Source organism: Cronobacter sp. HA18006, from assembly GCF_011605445.1.
GTDB classification, from domain to species: Bacteria; Pseudomonadota; Gammaproteobacteria; order Enterobacterales; family Enterobacteriaceae; genus Cronobacter; species Cronobacter sakazakii.
The window spans coordinates 175948-191028 of sequence record NZ_JAANQB010000020.1 but is presented as its reverse complement, the minus strand read 5'-3'; the positions used below and the strand labels follow the sequence as shown (position 1 = coordinate 191028).

The window sequence follows — 15081 nt, the reverse complement described above, 5'->3', positions numbered from 1 at the left end:
GCCATTGCTCAGTTAAAGCCACTCATTTTGGCCGCGTATTGTAATGCTTTGACGGGTTCGTGACCAGTGGCGAGGCAAAGACGTCAGGCGGCGAAAAATCCGGTAAACTGAAGGGAGATTGCTTAAGGATGAAATGACCATGACAAATCAACCAATTGAAGTCGTCGTTGTCGGCGGGGGCATGGTGGGTGCCGCCGCCGCGCTTGGGCTTGCGCAAAATGGCTTTCAGGTCGCCGTCGTGGAACATGCCGCGCCGCCGCCGTTTTCACCGCAAAACCCGCCGGACGTGCGGATCTCGTCGATCAGTTGCGCGTCGGTGGATCTGCTGCGCGGGCTGGGCGTCTGGCAGCGCGTGCTTGAGATGCGCGCGCATCCTTATCGTCGCCTCGAAACCTGGGAGTGGAACGAGGCGCGGGTTGAATTCAGCGCCGATGAACTGCAACTGCCGGAGCTGGGCTATATGGTAGAAAACAGCGTGCTGCAACGCGCGCTGTGGGAGGCGCTGGAGGCGCATCCGGCGGTGCAACTGCTGTGCCCGGCGACGCTCACGCAGATGACGCCAGTGCAAAATGGGTATCAGCTCACTCTCACTAATGGCGACACCTTACAGGCGCGCCTGGTGATCGGTGCGGACGGTGCCAGCTCGCAAGTGCGTAAATGGGCAGGCATCGGCGTTAACGCCTGGCAGTATCAGCAGTCATGCCTGTTGATTAGCGTGGAATGCGAGCAGTCGCCCGGCGACAGCACCTGGCAGCACTTTACCCCGAGTGGGCCGCATGCGTTTTTACCGCTGTTTGATAACCGTGCGTCGCTCGTCTGGTATGACCGCCCGGCACGTGTTCGTCAGCTTCAGGCGATGACCATGACACAGCTTGGTCGAGAGATTGCCGCCGCATTTCCTGCCCGGCTTGGCCGCGTGACGCCGGTCGCCTGCGGCGCGTTTCCGCTGGTGCGTCGCCATGCGCTGCGTTATGTGCTGCCGGGCGTCGCGCTGATTGGTGACGCCGCGCATACCATTCATCCGCTGGCGGGGCAGGGGGTGAATCTCGGCTATCGCGATGTGGACGCGCTGCTGAAAGTGGTGATAGATGCCCGCAATGCGGCGGAAGACTGGGCTTCCGGCGCGGTGCTTAAGCGCTATCAGCGTCGTCGTATGCCGGATAACCTGCTGATGCAAAGCGGTATGGATCTGTTCCATGCCGGGTTTACTGCGAAACTGAAACCGCTGCGCGTGCTGCGCAACCTTGGGCTTATCGCCGCCCAGCGCTCAGGCGTGCTGAAACGCCAGGCGCTGCGGTATGCGCTCGGTTTATGACGCCTTAGTTACAACATGCTTTAAGGTGCATTAAGGGTTGATAACCGGGGCGTTGTCGTCGTTGTCGCCTTACAGTGAAAATTTGCTTATTTAAGAAGCCTGCCTGTGCAGGCTTTTTTATGGGGATTGCGTGTCTGAATGGCAACGTGACTTTGTTGCACGTATAGACAGAAAGAGGAAACGCCGAAAAGAAAAAAGCCTGCGAGAGCAGGCTTTTAAAGAGTGGCTGGGGTGCAGGGATTCGAACCCCGGAATGGCGGAATCAGAATCCGCTGCCTTACCGCTTGGCGACACCCCAACAAAATGTTGGTGCTGAATTGTCAGTTAAAGGAAGAAATAAAGAACCTTTAACCAGCGCGTTTAGCTTCTTGCCAACCGCTTCTTCAAAGTGGCTGGGGTGCAGGGATTCGAACCCCGGAATGGCGGAATCAGAATCCGCTGCCTTACCGCTTGGCGACACCCCAAGAAACTCTTGCGAATTTTACTTCGCGCTATCCCGCATAAAAAATGCAAGACGCTTTAAATATGGTGGCTACGACGGGAATCGAACCTGTGACCCCAGCATTATGAGTGCTGTGCTCTAACCAGCTGAGCTACGTAGCCAAAGTGTACTGCTTTACCAGACATAACGACTGGCTGGGGTACCTGGATTCGAACCAGGGGATGCCGGTATCAAAAACCGGTGCCTTACCGCTTGGCGATACCCCAACGACTGCTGCGTAAAACGCAAAAGTCGAAGAAATATGGCTGGGGTACCTGGATTCGAACCAGGGAATGCCGGTATCAAAAACCGGTGCCTTACCGCTTGGCGATACCCCATCCGTGCAACGCAATTACGAAGTGGTGCGGGAGGCGAGACTTGAACTCGCACACCTTGCGGCGCCAGAACCTAAATCTGGTGCGTCTACCAATTTCGCCACTCCCGCAAAAAAGATGGTGGCTACGACGGGAATCGAACCTGTGACCCCATCATTATGAGTGATGTGCTCTAACCAGCTGAGCTACGTAGCCATCTTTTTTCGCGTTACCTTATCGGCGTTGCGGGGCGCATTATGCGTATTGGGCCTGGAAGCGTCAACACCTTTTTTGGCGAAAATCGACGTAAAGTGACTGTTTGACTAGCTTGCGAACAGCTTGATGCAATATTCGGCGATTCCAGGCGAATTATCCACTAATTCAATAGAAACAGCGTCCCTGGCCGCGCATCTTTACACCCATAAAAAACGGGCCCGAAGGCCCGTTATTCGTTTGGCAGCGCTTACTTGTAAGCAGACTGGTGTACGCCCACCGCGCGGCCTGACGGATCGTTCATGGTTTTAAACGCTTCGTCCCATTCGATGGCTTTCGCAGAAGAGCAGGCGACAGACGGGCCGCCAGGCACGCACTCCGCCGCACTCGGGACCGGGAACAGCTCTTCGAAAATTTCGCGGTAGAGATAGGCTTCTTTCGAGGCTGGCGTATTGTACGGGAAGCGGAAGCGCGCAGTTTCCAGTTGCTGATCGGAAACCTGTTTTGCCGCCACTTCTTTCAGCGTATCAATCCAGCTGTAGCCCACGCCGTCGGAGAACTGCTCTTTCTGACGCCACGCCACGCTCGCCGGCAGATAAGACTCGAAACATTCACGCAGAATATGTTTTTCCATCTTGCCGTTGCCGCACATTTTATCCTGCGGGTTAATGCGCATCGCCACATCAAGGAATTTCTTATCGAGGAACGGCACACGCGCCTCAACGCCCCAGGCTGACATCGCTTTGTTGGCACGCGCGCAGTCAAACATATGCAGCGCCTGCAGCTTGCGAACGGTTTCTTCGTGCAGCTCTTTCGCGTTCGGCGCTTTGTGGAAGTAGAGATAGCCGCCGAACACTTCGTCTGAACCTTCGCCGGAAAGCACCATTTTAATGCCCATCGCTTTGATTTTACGGGACATCAAATACATCGGCGTTGACGCGCGAATCGTGGTCACGTCATAGGTTTCGATGTGGTAAATCACATCGCGGATCGCATCCAGGCCTTCCTGCACGGTAAAGTGAATTTCATGATGTACCGTGCCGAGATGGTTGGCCACTTCCTGCGCGGCTTTCAGATCCGGTGAACCTTCAAGACCTACGGCAAACGAGTGCAGTTGCGGCCACCAGGCTTCGGAGCGTTCCTGATCTTCCACGCGGCGCGCTGCGAATTTCTTGGTAATGGCCGAAATAATGGAAGAATCGAGACCGCCAGAGAGCAGCACGCCGTAAGGCACGTCAGACATCAGGTGGCTTTTGACCGCATCTTCCAGCGCCTGGCGCAGCTCAGCTTTGTCCGTCACGTTATCTTTTACCGCGTCATACTCAAACCAGTCGCGCTGATAGTACTGGCGAATTTCGCCATCCTGGCTCCAGAGATAGCTGCCCGCTGGGAACTCTTTAATGGTGCGACACACCGGCACCAGCGATTTCATTTCTGAAGCGACATAAAAGTTGCCGTGCTCATCGTGACCCATATAGAGCGGAATGATGCCGATATGGTCACGGCCAATCAGGTATGCGTCTTTTTCGCTGTCATAGAGCACAAAAGCGAACATGCCCTGCAGTTCGTCCAGAAATTCCGGCCCTTTTTCTTTATACAGCGCCAGGATGACTTCGCAGTCAGAGCCGGTCTGGAACTGGAAACGATCGCCATATTCCGCGCGCAGCGCCTGGTGGTTGTAGATTTCACCGTTAACGGCCAGCACGTGCGTTTTTTCAGTGTTGTAGAGCGGCTGCGCGCCTGCGTTGACGTCCACGATGGAAAGACGCTCATGCGCGAGAATAGCTTTGTCGCTGGCGAACACGCCGGACCAGTCCGGGCCGCGGTGGCGCATCAGGCGCGACAGCTCAAGCGCTTTTTTACGCAGTTCGACCGCGTCGGTTTTGATATCCAGCACACCAAAAATAGAACACATAGAGAACTCCGTTAACCCTGGCGGTAATGTTGTGTTGTCTGTCTGCGAGGCGTTGCGGTTTATGCAATTTTTTCGCTTCGGCCTCTGTCGTTGTTTAAGAAAATGCCGCAAAGCGTGCAGGTTGTGCAAGCGTTTTAGCGTTCAAACCATAAATAGTTCAATGAGCGTTAGCGATAATTTAAAAATGGTCAGTAAAGCAGGGCAGTTTTTAGCGAATCGGCAAAAAAAGAGCGCTTTTGTTAAACGAGGGTTTGTCTGAAGGGAAAAAAAACGGCCATCGTTAATGGCCGTCAGGTTCAGATTACGTCGATTTCAGCGACGGAGGGGTAGATCCAGCTTGGCCGGAACGGCATGGCGTCAATGTCATTTATCGTCGATACGCCCGACAGCACCAGAATCGTCTCCAGGCCTGCCTGGAAACCGGCCAGAATATCGGTGCGCAGATTATCGCCGACGATTACGGTATGTTCGGAGTGGGCCTGCATTTTGTTGAGCGCTGCGCGGATTATCCAGGGGCTTGGCTTGCCGACATAAAACGGCTTACGCCCGGAAATTTTCTCAATGCCCGCGCACAGCGCGCCGCAGGCCGGGTAAAAACCGCGCCCATGAGTGTCCGGGTTAGTGGCGATAAAGCGCGCGCCGTTGGCGACAAAAAAGGCGGCCTTATGCATCATCTCCCAGTTATAGGAGCGGGTTTCGCCCACGATAACGAAATCGGGGTTGATATCGGTAATGGTAAAGCCAGCTTTATAAAGCTCGTGAATTAATGCCCCTTCGCCGACGACATAGGCCTTTTTACCTTCCTGACGACGCAGAAAATCGGCGGTGGCCATCGCGGAGGTGTAAAACACGCTGTCCGGCACGTCGATCCCGGCGGAGGCAAAGCGGTTGGCCAGATCCTGGCCCGTCTGTGACGGGTAGTTGGTCAGCAGAACCAGCGGAAACCCTTTCTCAAGAATGCGGGTCAGAAATTCGCTGGCGCCGGGCACCGCAACGTTATCGTGCATCAGCACGCCATCGATATCGCAAATTACGTTCTGAATGGTCATGGACTACTCTGGCTCAGGGAACAGAAAGGCGTAACTATAGCGCAAATCGCTACGGTCACTCGTTAACTTTCCAGCAAACGCTGTAATAACAATCCGTTAAGCATGGCGCGTTTTACCAGGGCAAACGCGCCGATAGCCGAGCGGTGATCGAGTTGCGAAGGCACGACCGGCAGATTTTTACGAAATGCTTTCAGCGATTGCGTGTTGATACAGCTTTCGATAGCAGGCAGCAGCACTTTCTGCGCTTCAACGATTTCACCGGCGATCACCACTTTTTGTGGGTTAAACAGGTTGATAGCGATGGCGATAGTTTTACCGAGCTGACGACCGACGCGCTCGATAACTTCGCAGGCCAGCGCATCGCCCCGGTTCGCGGCTTTGCAAATCGCTTTGATATTGCACTCATCGGGCGTCAGGCGGCTCTGATAGCCCTGTTCAAGCAGCTGGCGCACGCGCTGTTCAATTGCGGCGTTAGCAGCGACGGTTTCAAGGCACCCGAAATTGCCGCAGTGACAGCGCTCGCCAAGCGGATCGACCTGAATATGGCCAATCTCGCCGACGTTGCCGTTACGGCCAATGAATATGCGGCCGTTCGAGATAATGCCCGCGCCGGTGCCGCGGTGAACGCGCACCAGAATGGAATCTTCACAGTCGCGCGTTGCACCGAAATAGTGCTCCGCCAGCGCCAGGCTGCGGATATCGTGACCGACAAAACAGGCGACGTTAAAGCGCTTTTGCAGCGCGTCCACCAGCGGCCAGTTTTCCACATTGATATGCGGCATATAGCGAATAACGCCGCTTTCCGGATCGACCAGACCCGGCAGGATCACCGACACGGCGATAAGCTCGCGGATTTTACGCTGCCAGGTGTCAATAAACTGCGCAATGGTGTTCAGGAGCGCATGTTCCAGCGTTTCCTGGGTGCGTTCGGGCAGCGGAAAATGTTCTTCGGCCAGCACTTTACTGCTGAGATCGAACAGCGTCAGCGTGGCATCATGGCGGCCAAGGCGCACGCCAACGGCCTGGAAATGCCGGGTTTCGGTAACGATGGAGATTGCGCGGCGGCCTCCTGTCGAGGCCTGCTGATCGACTTCTTTAATCAGACCGCGCTCAATAAGCTGGCGGGTAATTTTGGTGACGCTGGCGGGCGCAAGCTGGCTCTGTTCGGCTATCTGAATGCGCGATATCGGCCCCTGCTGGTCGATAAGACGGTAAACCGCCGCGCTGTTAAGCTGTTTTACGAGATCAACGTTGCCAATTTGAGCCTGTCCGCCAGTCGTCATGCCTTTATTTACTCAGTAACGACCTCGTTACCATTAACGATGGTCTTGATGATTTTATAGTCGCGGGTAAAGGCGGTAAGGTTCGCCACTTTGCCCGCTTCAATGCTGCCAAGCCGGTGCGCCACACCCATGGCGCGAGCCGGATAAAGCGTCGCCATACGCAGCGCTTCGTCCAGCGCGATATTGACATGCTCAACCAGGTTGCGCACGCCTTCGATCATGGTCAGCGCCGAGCCGCTCAGGGTGCCGTTTTCATCCACGCACAGGCCGTTGCGGTAGTATATTGTTTTGCCAGCAAAAATGAACTCATCAATATTGGCACCTGCAGGCGCCGTCGCGTCCGTCACCAGACACAGCTTGTCGCCTTTCACTTTTTTCGCCAGACGCACGTTGGCGAAATCGACATGCAGGCCGTCAGCGATAATGCCGCACCAGACATCCGGCTCGTCAAAAATAGCGCCCGTCAGCCCCGGCTCGCGACCAGTAATATAAGGCATGGCGTTGAACAGATGCGTGGCGAAACGAATACCCGCGCGGAAGCCTTTTTTCGCTTCCTTAAGCGTCGCGTTGGAGTGCCCGGCGGAAACCACAATGCCGGCAGCGGTCAGTTTTTCGATAACGTCCGGCGCGACGCGTTCCGGCGCGAGGGTGATTTTAGTAATGACGTCGGCGTTTTCGCACAGGAAATCGACCAGCTCTGCGTCCGGCTGGCGCACGTAATCCGGGTTATGCGTGCCTTTTTTAACGATATTCAGCCACGGGCCTTCAAGATGCAGGCCCAGCGCCTGGTTCTGATGACGCGACAGGTATTCGCGCATCACGCGCACGCCCTGTTTCATCAGCGCGTCGCTACAGGTAATGAGTGTTGGCAGATAGCTGGTGCAGCCCGATTTCTCGTTGGCTTTTTGCATGATTTCCAGCGTTTCAATCGATACCGCTTCAGCGGTGTCGTTAAACTGCACGCCGCCGCAGCCGTTGAGCTGCACGTCGATAAAACCGGGGGCGATAATGGCGCCGCCCATGTCGCGCTGCTCGATACCTGCCGGCAATTCAGCCAGCGGGCAGAGGCGCTCAATCAGGCCATCGGCGATGATAATCGCGTGGTCATCCAGAATGTCGTGGCCGGTGTAAATCCGGCCGTGGGTTAATGCGTACATAATGCCCCCGGTAACCAGTCCTTAAAGATCTTTGATATTTTCAGCTTCGAGCTCGGTGAAGTACTTCAGCGTTTTCACTTTCAGTTCCATTGTGGAAGGCTCATCGCACACGATAACCGCTTTCGGGTGCAGCTGCAGACAGCTAATCGTCCACATATGGTTGACGTTGCCTTCAACCGCCGCCTGCAGCGCCTGCGCCTTAACGTGGCCCAGCACCAGAATCATCACTTCCTGCGCGTCCAGCAGCGTGCCGACGCCCACGGTGAGCGCGTATTTTGGCACCTGATTCACATCGCCGCCAAAGAAACGCGAATTCGCCACACGGGTGTCGTGCGTCAGGGTTTTGATACGCGTGCGGGAAGCCAGAGAAGATGCGGGCTCGTTAAACGCGATATGACCATCGTTACCGACGCCGCCCATAAACAGATGAATTTTGCCGTAAGCGCGAATTTTTTCTTCATAGCGGCGGCATTCTGCGTCAATATCCGGCGCGTTGCCATCCAGCAGGTTGATATTTTCTTCGGTAATATCAACGTGGTCGAAGAAATTGCGGTACATGAAGCTGTGATAGCTTTCCGGGTGATCTTTCGGCAGGCCAACATATTCATCCATGTTAAAGGTCACAACATGTTTGAAACTGACCTGGCCTGCTTTATGCATCTCAATCAGCGCCTTGTACGCTTCAAGCGGGGTGCCGCCAGTCGGCAGACCAAGAACGAAAGGGCGGTCAGCGGTGGGATTGAAATCGTTAATGCGCTTAACAATATGGCGGGCGGCCCATTTGCCTACCTGCTGCGGCGTAGCCAGCGGAATCAGTCTCATTGTTCACCTCGGAAGTTAGAAAACAGGAGCGGATTAAACGACGCACAGTGTAAGGGTATACCCGTTCGCTGAAAGCGGAAGTAATCCGTCTCGATTTTTTGAATGATAAAATAAGTTTTCGACTCAGGCCATAGGAAAGGAAGCGAAATAACAATATTTGGTGATAAAAATCACAGAAAAGACGCGTTTAATTTGCGAGGCGAATTAATTTTGCAGACACTCAGGGTTGATGCAAAGTGTCGCCGCGTTTCAGAGTTAGTAGCACAATAAAAACACTGCTTAGCTGGAGCCTCATCGGGGTCTCATAGGGGGAAAAAGTGAGTATTTTAGGTTATTTACAACGAGTAGGCCGGGCGCTGATGGTGCCTGTGGCTACGCTGCCTGCGGCAGCCATTCTGATGGGGGTCGGTTACTGGCTTGACCCGACCGGCTGGGGCGGCAGCAATGCGCTTGCGGCTTTCTTCATTCAGTCCGGTTCCGCAATCATCGACAACATGGGCGTGCTGTTTGCGGTCGGCGTCGCATACGGTATGTCAAAAGATAAAGACGGCGCTGCGGCGCTGGCGGGGTTTGTCGGGTTCCTGGTGCTGACGACGCTCTGCTCGCCAGCGGCTGTCGCCATGATTATGAAGATCCCGGCCGATCAGGTGCCTGCCGCCTTCGGTAAAATCAAAAACCAGTTCGTGGGCATTATGGTGGGGATTATTGCCGCCGAACTGTACAACCGCTTTAGCGCCGTTGAGCTGCCGAAAGCGCTGTCCTTCTTCAGCGGCCGCCGTCTGGTCCCGATTCTGACGTCTTTCGTGATGATTGTTGTGGCATTCATCATGATGTACATCTGGCCGGTCGTGTTTGGCGGTCTCGTTGACTTTGGCGAGCAGATCCAGAAGCTCGGTTCAGTCGGCGCGGGCGTTTACGCATTCTTTAACCGTCTGCTGATCCCGGTGGGCCTGCATCACGCCCTGAACTCCGTGTTCTGGTTCGATGTGGCAGGCATTAACGATATCCCGAATTTCCTGGGCGGCGCGCAGTCTATCGAATCCGGTAAAGCCGTGGTCGGTATCACTGGCCGTTATCAGGCGGGCTTCTTCCCGATTATGATGTTCGGCCTGCCGGGCGCGGCGCTGGCGATTTACCACTGCGCGCGTCCTGAAAATAAAGCCAAAGTGCTGGGGATTATGATGGCGGGCGCTTTCGCCGCATTCTTTACCGGCATTACCGAACCGCTGGAATTCTCCTTTATGTTCGTGGCACCGGTGCTGTATGTCATTCACGCGGTATTGACGGGGATCTCCGTATTTATCGCGGCGACGATGCACTGGATTGCCGGTTTCGGCTTCAGCGCGGGGCTGGTGGATATGGTGCTGTCGTCACGTAACCCGCTGGCGACGCACTGGTACATGCTGATTCCGCAGGGTCTGGTCTTCTTTGTCATCTATTACGTGGTGTTCCGCTTTACTATCACTAAATTCAACCTGATGACGCCTGGCCGTGAGCTGGCCGTGGCGGGCAGCGAAGCAGACGGTGTGGACGTTAACGTCAGCGACGAGAAAGATCTCGACGCAGCAGGCCTTGCGCGTCAATACATCGCGGCGGTGGGCGGCTCCGATAACCTGACGGGTATCGATGCCTGCATCACGCGTCTGCGTCTGAACGTGAAAGATTCCGCGCTGGTGGATGAAGCGATGGCTAAGCGCCTTGGCGCGACGGGCGTGATTCGCCTTAACAAAACCAGCGTGCAAATCATTGTCGGCTTCGTGGCGGAAAAAATCGCCAACGCGATGAAAACGACCGGTCATGTCGATGCCTCTGCGCCGAAAGCGCAGACCGCGGCGCCTGTCGCACCGGCTGTGAAGCCGCAGGCGGTCGCTAATGCCAGAACCATCTCTGCGCTGGTGTCGCCGGTGACAGGCGAAGTGGTCGCGCTCGACGAGGTGCCGGATGAAGCCTTCGCCAGCAAAGCGGTTGGCGATGGCGTCGCCATCAAGCCCACCGATAAGCTGGTGGTGGCACCAGCGGCCGGGACTATCGTGAAAATCTTCAACACCAACCATGCGTTCTGCCTGGAAACCGAGAACGGCGCAGAGATCGTGGTGCACATGGGGATTGATACCGTCGCGCTGAACGGCCAGGGCTTTAAACGCCTGGTGGAAGAGGGCGCGCAGGTGACGGCGGGCCAGCCGGTACTGGAGCTGGATCTGGACTTCCTGAACGCCAACGCGCGCTCAATGGTCAGCCCGGTGGTGTGCAGCAACATTGACGATTTCGGCGGTCTGGTTATCCAGGCGCAGGGCGCGGTGGTCGCAGGCCAGAGCGCGCTGTATGAAATTAAAGGCAAGTAATCGCTTCTGAGTCGTTATGCCTGAACGGCGGGGGAACACTCCCGCCGTTTTTTTTGCCTTTTTTTGGGGCTGGCGCGCACCGCGTAACGCCATGTAGGGTAGCGGTCACTGAGATTAAGGAGAATCAGATGCGTCAGGTTATTTTTGTCCTTTTCGCCGCCGTGCTGTTAAGTGGCTGCATCCCGCGCTACGCGACCCACCGGCCCGCGCTTGACGTCGATATACAGAACGAGCAGGGCGAGCCCATTCCTCATGCCACGTTCTGGCTGCAAACGCACCGCATGCCGCCGGGCTATTACCCGCCGCCGGAGAAATTCACCGCAGATAATAACGGCCATGTTTCCGTCTCGCGCGTTTCGGAGTGGGAAAACATGATCTTCTTTCTCCACGGCACGATGATCTATTCCTGGAGCTGGTGCGTTGAGGCGCCAGGCTACCTGCCGCGTGAAGGGACTGTCGAGTCCTTAAGGCCACAAGTCAAATTACTCAAAGCCAGAACGCCCGAGCGTTGTCGACTGGCGCAGTATGCTGAAGCCCGCCAGTAACATGCGGTGCTGCGCGGCGGGATTTTCTGTAACTAAAGGTTGTTTCCCGCCTCTGCTTATAAGATCATACGCCGTTAAACGATGTTGACGCTTTGAGGAATATGCGATGAGTGAGGCAGAAGCCCGCCCGACTAACTTTATTCGCCAGATTATCGATGAAGATCTGGCGTCTGGAAAACACACCACGATTTGCACCCGCTTTCCGCCGGAGCCGAATGGCTATCTGCACATCGGCCACGCGAAATCTATCTGCCTGAACTTCGGCATCGCGCAGGACTACCACGGCCAGTGCAACCTCCGCTTTGACGACACCAACCCGGTCAAAGAAGATCTGGAATTTGTCGAGTCGATTAAAAATGACGTGCAATGGCTGGGTTTCCACTGGTCTGGCGACGTGCGCTACTCCTCTGACTATTTCGATCAGCTTTATAACTATGCAGTTGAGCTTATCAACAAAGGCCTGGCCTACGTTGACGAACTGTCGCCGGAGCAGATCCGCGAATACCGCGGCACGCTGACCGCGCCTGGCAAAAACAGCCCGTTCCGCGATCGCAGCGTGGAAGAAAACCTGGCGCTGTTCGAGAAAATGCGTGCCGGTGGGTTTGAAGAAGGCAAAGCGTGCCTGCGCGCGAAAATCGATATGGCCTCGCCGTTTATCGTGATGCGTGACCCGGTGCTGTACCGCATTAAGTTCGCCGAGCATCACCAGACCGGCAACAAGTGGTGCATCTACCCGATGTACGACTTTACCCACTGCATCTCCGATGCGCTGGAAGGCATCACCCATTCGCTCTGTACGCTGGAGTTCCAGGACAACCGCCGTCTGTATGACTGGGTACTGGATAACATCACCATTCCGGTTCACCCGCGCCAGTATGAATTCTCGCGCCTGAATCTGGAATATACGGTGATGTCCAAGCGTAAGCTGAACCTGCTGGTCACCGATAAGCACGTCGAAGGCTGGGACGACCCGCGTATGCCGACGATTTCCGGCCTGCGCCGCCGCGGTTATACCGCCGCGTCCATCCGTGAATTCTGCAAGCGTATCGGTGTGACCAAGCAGGATAACACCGTGGAAATGGCGGCGCTGGAAGCCTGTATTCGCGAAGATCTCAACGAGAATGCGCCGCGCGCGATGGCGGTTATCGATCCGGTGAAACTGGTTATCGAAAACTACCCGCAGGGCCACAGCGAAATGGTGTCGATGCCTAACCATCCGAACAAACCGGAAATGGGCAACCGCGACGTACCGTTTAGCGGCGAAATCTGGATCGATCGCGCGGATTTCCGTGAAGAAGCCAACAAGCAGTACAAGCGTCTGGTGCTCGGTAAAGAAGTGCGTCTGCGCAACGCGTATGTGATTAAAGCCGAGCGCGTGGAGAAAGACGACGCGGGTGAAATCACCACTATCTACTGCACCTACGATGCCGAAACGCTGAGTAAAGATCCGGCGGACGGTCGCAAGGTCAAAGGCGTGATCCACTGGGTCAGCGCGGCGCATGCGCTGCCGGTTGAAATTCGTCTCTATGACCGTCTGTTCAGCGTGCCAAACCCGGGGGCGGCGGAAGATTTCCTCACGACCATCAACAAAGACTCGCTGGTCATCAAGCAGGGTTACGCGGAGCCGGGCCTGAAAAACGCTGAAGCGGGTAAAGCCTGGCAGTTTGAGCGTGAAGGTTATTTCTGCCTCGACAGCCGCCATGCAAACGGTGACAAACTGGTGTTCAACCGCACCGTTGGCCTGCGCGATACCTGGGCTAAAATCGGCGAGTAATACCTTGCCTGTTACAAGACGCCGCCTCTGCGCGGCGTTTTTTTTGCCTTTCTATTCAATGCGTTAACAGGATTTAAATATTCGCGACGCGAATTAATCTACATGTTTTTCGTTAAACGCAAGCCCGTCATAAAACCTCATGTTGCTATTTTCATCTGCTGATGTGCATGAAATCGCTTTCATTTTATAGCTTTAACTGATTCCTCTTCTTTTATCCGCATTAAAAGCTGTCTTCTGAAAATGTTTCAAAATGAAAATTATTTTGTGCACTGTGTCATAAAGCCACGAAAATTCAGGGGATTTAGATTGATAATTCGCGTCGCGAAAAATAGTCTTGAGGGGCTGTTTCGGGGGTTCTCCTTCAGCACTTTTATTTTTTTATTTCATTCGTTTTATGCGCCATATGCGCTGCGAATTTTTTTACGTCAAAGAGGAATTTCACATGCGTTCGTTGAGATACAAACGTAGTGGCGTCGCGCTGGCTGTCGCCAGCGTTACCGCACTGGGTGGCCTGTGTAGCCCGCCCGTTCACGCCGCAGGCTTTATTGATGACTCTACATTAACCGGCGGCATCTATTACTGGCAGCGCGAGCGCGACCGTAAAGATGTCGTTGAAGACAAATATAAAACCAACCTCTCACACTCCACCTGGAACGCGAACCTGGATTTCCAGTCAGGGTTTGCCGCCGATATGTTTGGGCTCGACATCGCCGCATTCACGGCCATCGAAATGGCGGAAAACGGCGACAGTGGGCACCCGAATGAAATCGCGTTCTCCGCAAGTAACAAAGCCTACGACGAAGACTGGTCCGGCGATAAAAGCGGCATCAGCCTTTATAAAGCCGCCGGTAAATTTAAATATGGCCCGCTCTGGGCGAGGGCTGGCTGGTTGCAGCCCACCGGTCAGACGCTGCTGGCGCCGCACTGGAGCTTTATGCCCGGTACGTATCAAGGGGCTGAAGCGGGCGCGAATTTTGACTACGGCGAGGCGGGCGCGCTGAGCTTCTCGTACATGTGGACCAACGAATATAAATCGCCGTGGCATCTGGAGATGGACAAGTTCTACCAGAACGACAGAACCACCCGCGTGGATTATCTCCACTCCATCGGCGCGAAATACGATTTTAAAAACTCGCTGGTGCTCGAAGCGGCTTTTGGCCAGGCGGAAGGGTATATCGATCAATACTTCGCGAAAGCGAGCTACAACTTCCCGCTTGCGGGCAATCCTCTTTCAACCAGTTATCAGTTCTATGGCGCGCGTGACAAAGCCAGTAACGGCAGCGTCAATGATATTTATGACGGCACCGCGTGGCTCCAGGCGCTGACATTTGGCTATAAAATTGGCCAGGTCGATCTGCGTCTGGAAGGTACCTGGGTGAGCGCTGAAGGGCAGCAGGGCTATTTTCTGCAGCGCATGACGCCCACTTATGCGTCTTCCAACGGACGGCTGGATATCTGGTGGGATAACCGCTCCGATTTTAACGCCGATGGCGAAAAAGCTGTGTTCTTCGGCGCGATGTATGACCTGAAAAACTGGAACCTGCCTGGGTTTGCGCTGGGCGCGTCATACGTTTATGCCTGGGATGCGAAACCCTCTACGCTGCCGACCACTGACGGCTATTACGATCCCAACTACCGCCTCAAAGAATCCGCTTACAGCCTCGATGCGGTTTACACCCTGCAGGATGGCCGTGCCAAAGGCACAATGTTTAAGCTGCATTTCACCCAATACGACAACCATTCCGACATCCCAAGCTACGGCGGCGGTTACGGCAACATCTTCCAGGACGAGCGCGACGTGAAATTTATCGTCACGGCGCCGTTCACGATTTTCTGATTGCGCAGGGGCGCGCAGATGCGCCTTCCATCAA

At 55.1% G+C, this 15081-nt stretch carries 10 protein-coding genes and 7 tRNA genes; 5 read left to right on the top strand and 12 right to left on the bottom strand.

The genetic code is table 11. The features are described from left to right. The first annotated feature begins 133 nt into the window (after positions 1-133). The gene (gene ubiF / locus G9X48_RS09970; protein WP_231081357.1) at positions 134-1315 is read left to right on the top strand and encodes a 3-demethoxyubiquinol 3-hydroxylase; all 1182 of its coding nucleotides are present in this window, start codon (positions 134-136) and stop codon (positions 1313-1315) included. A 223-nt stretch (positions 1316-1538) separates the two neighbouring features. On the opposite strand, the gene G9X48_RS09965 is transcribed toward ubiF, so the two are convergent. The 12 genes from G9X48_RS09965 to nagB all read right to left on the bottom strand — a co-directional run bounded on the left by G9X48_RS09965 (position 1539) and on the right by nagB (position 8549). Continuing rightward, positions 1539-1613 (bottom strand) — tRNA-Gln (locus G9X48_RS09965). Between the two features lie 91 nt (positions 1614-1704). Next, positions 1705-1779: transfer RNA gene (locus G9X48_RS09960), tRNA-Gln, on the bottom strand. Between the two features lie 62 nt (positions 1780-1841). Next, a tRNA-Met gene (locus tag G9X48_RS09955) sits at positions 1842-1918 on the bottom strand. Between the two features lie 30 nt (positions 1919-1948). Next, positions 1949-2023, bottom strand: a tRNA-Gln gene (locus tag G9X48_RS09950). A gap of 36 nt (positions 2024-2059) precedes the next feature. Beyond that, positions 2060-2134 (bottom strand) — tRNA-Gln (locus G9X48_RS09945). Between the two features lie 22 nt (positions 2135-2156). Then, positions 2157-2241: transfer RNA gene (locus G9X48_RS09940), tRNA-Leu, on the bottom strand. 8 nt (positions 2242-2249) lie between these two features. Beyond that, positions 2250-2326: transfer RNA gene (locus G9X48_RS09935), tRNA-Met, on the bottom strand. A gap of 247 nt (positions 2327-2573) precedes the next feature. Next, positions 2574-4238, bottom strand: a complete 1665-nt coding sequence (asnB, locus tag G9X48_RS09930; RefSeq protein WP_007900511.1) for an asparagine synthase B — start codon at positions 4236-4238, stop codon at positions 2574-2576. A 296-nt stretch (positions 4239-4534) separates the two neighbouring features. Then, positions 4535-5287, bottom strand: a complete 753-nt coding sequence (locus G9X48_RS09925; protein WP_004387185.1) for an HAD-IIA family hydrolase — start codon at positions 5285-5287, stop codon at positions 4535-4537. A 62-nt stretch (positions 5288-5349) separates the two neighbouring features. Then, positions 5350-6570: an N-acetylglucosamine repressor gene (locus G9X48_RS09920; protein WP_004387184.1), complete on the bottom strand. Its 1221-nt coding sequence runs from the start codon at positions 6568-6570 to the stop codon at positions 5350-5352. 8 nt (positions 6571-6578) lie between these two features. Next, a complete protein-coding gene (gene nagA / locus G9X48_RS09915) occupies positions 6579-7727 on the bottom strand; it encodes an N-acetylglucosamine-6-phosphate deacetylase (protein ID WP_004387183.1) in 1149 nt (382 codons plus the stop codon). Between the two features lie 21 nt (positions 7728-7748). Next, positions 7749-8549, bottom strand: coding sequence for a glucosamine-6-phosphate deaminase (gene nagB / locus G9X48_RS09910; RefSeq protein ID WP_097570207.1), 801 nt, complete (start codon positions 8547-8549; stop codon positions 7749-7751). A 317-nt stretch (positions 8550-8866) separates the two neighbouring features. Here nagB and nagE point away from each other — a divergent pair, with 317 nt between their 5' ends. The 4 genes from nagE to chiP all read left to right on the top strand — a co-directional run bounded on the left by nagE (position 8867) and on the right by chiP (position 15047). After that, positions 8867-10891, top strand: a complete 2025-nt coding sequence (gene nagE, locus G9X48_RS09905) for an N-acetylglucosamine-specific PTS transporter subunit IIBC (protein WP_097641206.1) — start codon at positions 8867-8869, stop codon at positions 10889-10891. Positions 10892-11019: 128 nt separating this feature from the next. After that, positions 11020-11436, top strand: a complete 417-nt coding sequence (locus G9X48_RS09900; RefSeq protein ID WP_085046864.1) for a lipoprotein — start codon at positions 11020-11022, stop codon at positions 11434-11436. 106 nt (positions 11437-11542) lie between these two features. Next, positions 11543-13210, top strand: a complete 1668-nt coding sequence (glnS, locus tag G9X48_RS09895) for a glutamine--tRNA ligase (RefSeq protein WP_004387180.1) — start codon at positions 11543-11545, stop codon at positions 13208-13210. Positions 13211-13652: 442 nt separating this feature from the next. Next, a complete protein-coding gene (gene chiP / locus G9X48_RS09890; protein WP_007900502.1) occupies positions 13653-15047 on the top strand; it encodes a chitoporin in 1395 nt (464 codons plus the stop codon). The last annotated feature ends 34 nt before the right edge of the window (positions 15048-15081 follow it).

Bases quoted from the DNA above. Each gene is read 5' to 3' on its own strand.
- glnS (WP_004387180.1), top strand. From the start codon at position 11,543: ATGAGTGAGGCAGAAGCCCGCCCGACTAACTTTATTCGCCAGATTATC.
- asnB (WP_007900511.1), bottom strand. From the start codon at position 4,238: ATGTGTTCTATTTTTGGTGTGCTGGATATCAAAACCGACGCGGTCGAA.
- nagA (WP_004387183.1), bottom strand. From the start codon at position 7,727: ATGTACGCATTAACCCACGGCCGGATTTACACCGGCCACGACATTCTG.
- G9X48_RS09900 (WP_085046864.1), top strand. From the start codon at position 11,020: ATGCGTCAGGTTATTTTTGTCCTTTTCGCCGCCGTGCTGTTAAGTGGC.
- nagB (WP_097570207.1), bottom strand. From the start codon at position 8,549: ATGAGACTGATTCCGCTGGCTACGCCGCAGCAGGTAGGCAAATGGGCC.
- G9X48_RS09920 (WP_004387184.1), bottom strand. From the start codon at position 6,570: ATGACGACTGGCGGACAGGCTCAAATTGGCAACGTTGATCTCGTAAAA.
- chiP (WP_007900502.1), top strand. From the start codon at position 13,653: ATGCGTTCGTTGAGATACAAACGTAGTGGCGTCGCGCTGGCTGTCGCC.
- ubiF (WP_231081357.1), top strand. From the start codon at position 134: ATGACCATGACAAATCAACCAATTGAAGTCGTCGTTGTCGGCGGGGGC.
- G9X48_RS09925 (WP_004387185.1), bottom strand. From the start codon at position 5,287: ATGACCATTCAGAACGTAATTTGCGATATCGATGGCGTGCTGATGCAC.